Genomic DNA, 2,330 nt, shown 5'->3' on the forward strand with positions numbered 1-2,330 from the left:
GGAGACGAGTGCCGTAGCGGTTGTATCGCTCGCCCACACAGACGAATCGTTGTCCGCTGAGTGGATGGAACGGATGCGTGACGCACACAAGGTGTGTCCCGACGATGGAAGAGTTTGCATTTTGAATTGAGGTACAAGCGGCTGGAGCGAGGCCGGTTTCATATCTACGATCAGGCTGGCGGGCATGAGCGGCGCCATGAGGTTTCGGCGAGTGAATTGTCGTTGCTTCTCGAGGGGATCGATCTTCGGAGTTCACGGCGGAGATTGGCGCATGATGATTATTTTTAATCATTATTTGCTTGCAAATATTTGTCGAATGTATAAGTATGGTCATGATGAATGTTATCTTGACACCCGAGGAAATCATTCGAACTCTGCAAGCGGAGAACGAGTCTTTGAAGGAGGCGCTGGATAAACTCGAGCGTCAGAACAAGAGTTTATCGGAAGAAATCAGGGTACTGCTTCATCGCATGTTCCGAAAGAAATCTGAGCGTTTGGATCCGGATCAGCTCCGCATGTTCGAGGAGGCGCTTCTGGGGACCTCGGAATCCGTGTCGGAGGCTGAAGAGGTCGAGGAGAAAAGGGTCAGTGTCCGAAAGCGGCACAAGGGCCATGGCCGGACATCCTTCCCAGCTCATCTTCCACGTGAGGTTATCGAGCTTCCGCTTTCTCCCGAGGACCGGCAGTGCTCTGACTGCGGCCGGGAGATGAAGGAGATCGGTGTCGAGACCACTGAACGGGGTCACATTATCCCAGCGCGTCTTGTAGTGAAGCAGTATGTCCGGAAGAAATATGCCTGTCCTGTGGGGCATGGTGTTCGGACGCCGGAGCTTCCTCCTTCTCTCATCGAGAAATGCAAGTATGAGCCATCGGTTTATGCGCATTTGGCGGTGGCGAAGTATGGAGATCACCAGCCACTGCATCGTTTGTCGGGGATTTACAAACGACAGGGTTTTTCGCTGCCGAAGTCGACGATGTGGGAGATGTTGCGCCGGGTGAGTGAGCTTGTTGCCGAGGCGGTTTTGGATCAGATGCGCAAGGAGCTTCTCACAGAGCGGCTTTTGCAGGCGGACGAGACACCGGTGACGGTTCGATTGGAGGATCGAAAGGGAAGTCACAAGGGGTATATCTGGTGCTATGGGATTGGGAAGAAGCGGATTTTCAAGTTCACGATGTCACGAGGTCGAGACGGGCCTTCTGGTTTTTTGCGTGGGTGGAAACGAGGGACATTGCAGTCGGATGGTTATAGCGGCTACGACGAAGTCACGCGAACCGAGAACTTAAAGCGTGCGGGGTGTTGGAGCCACGCCCGGAGGAAGGTCGTTGAGGCTGCGGACGCGGGAACGCCCAAGGCCGTCCTGTTGCTGAGACCCATTCAGAGGCTGTTTTGGATCGAGCGAGCGGTCAAGCGGCGGTCCGAGAGGCTTGCTCTTGAGCACGGAGCATTTTTGGACTTGCGTCAGGATGTCCGAGGTCGCCTCAGCCGCATTGTATTGAAACGGATTCGCAAGCGCGTGAAAGAACTTCGCGCCGAGCGTTCCACACTCCCCAAGAGTCCCTTGGGTAAAGCATTGACCTATTTGTACAATCAATGGCGACCGTTGAGACTCTTCTTGAGGGATCCGGAGCTTGAGATCCATAACAATGATTCAGAACGCGCAATCAGGCACATTGTGATTGGGAGAAAAAATTGGTTGTTTTTTGGGAGCCCCGAAGGAGCCAAGGTGGGGGCAAATCTTTTCTCTCTGGTGGCGACCTGCAAGACTTTGGGAATCAACCCAGAGAGCTACCTCGAAGACATCCTTCAAAAAGTGGATACGACGCCCATGTCGGAGATCGCCAGGCTGACACCCTGGGCTTGGGCGGAAGAAATGGGCAGAGAGCCTAATCCCCCAGTGAACAACTAGATTCGCGAGCCGGTGAGCCTAGCTCCGAGCCCGGGCAACATGGGTTCACCGGACTCGTACTCCTGAAAGCCAGGATCCGGTAAAAATGTTTGTCGCTGACAGGACTTTTTTCTTGTCGTCGATCACCGAGGACGATTTTTAGGTCGGTTGGCCTGATGCCTTGGGCGGCTTCCAGCATTTCGGCCAGGCAGCAGAGCTGGACCAGGAAATAGGGCTTGGTCTGGAGGGAAAGCTTCGTATCTCAGGTTTCGTAGCTGTAGTCCCCCAGTTTCGAGGGCTTTTCGGTCAAGTCCCAAGTTTCCTGTCAAATCTCTGAGTATGGCTCCTCGCTTCTGCACCTAGGCTACTGAATTCTGCTTCTCCGAACCGGTAAAGACCTCTCTTATCAGGCTGTCGATCCGTGCGGCTGTGAAAGCATCCATA

Annotated in this window: 2 protein-coding genes; one reads left to right on the top strand and one right to left on the bottom strand. The window is 54.0% G+C overall.

Features of this window, described 5'->3' with window-relative positions; genetic code table 11:
* Window positions 1–217: Y4bD/Y4pK family protein (locus KJ970_12335; GenBank protein MBU2691705.1), on the bottom strand; the 217-nt coding region annotated here is incomplete at its 3' end.
* Between the two features lie 115 nt (window positions 218–332).
* On the opposite strand from KJ970_12335, the gene KJ970_12340 reads away from it, so the two are divergent.
* Complete coding sequence (locus tag KJ970_12340; protein ID MBU2691706.1) at window positions 333–1,907, top strand: IS66 family transposase; 1,575 nt, start codon at window positions 333–335, stop codon at window positions 1,905–1,907.
* Window positions 1,908–2,330: the final 423 nt, after the last annotated feature.

The sequence above is a fragment of the Candidatus Eisenbacteria bacterium genome, from assembly GCA_018831195.1.
GTDB lineage: Bacteria > Eisenbacteria > RBG-16-71-46 > CAIMUX01 > JAHJDP01 > JAHJDP01.

Coding starts and splice junctions, on each gene's coding strand:
- KJ970_12340 (MBU2691706.1), top strand. CDS start 333: ATGATGAATGTTATCTTGACACCCGAGGAAATCATTCGAACTCTGCAA.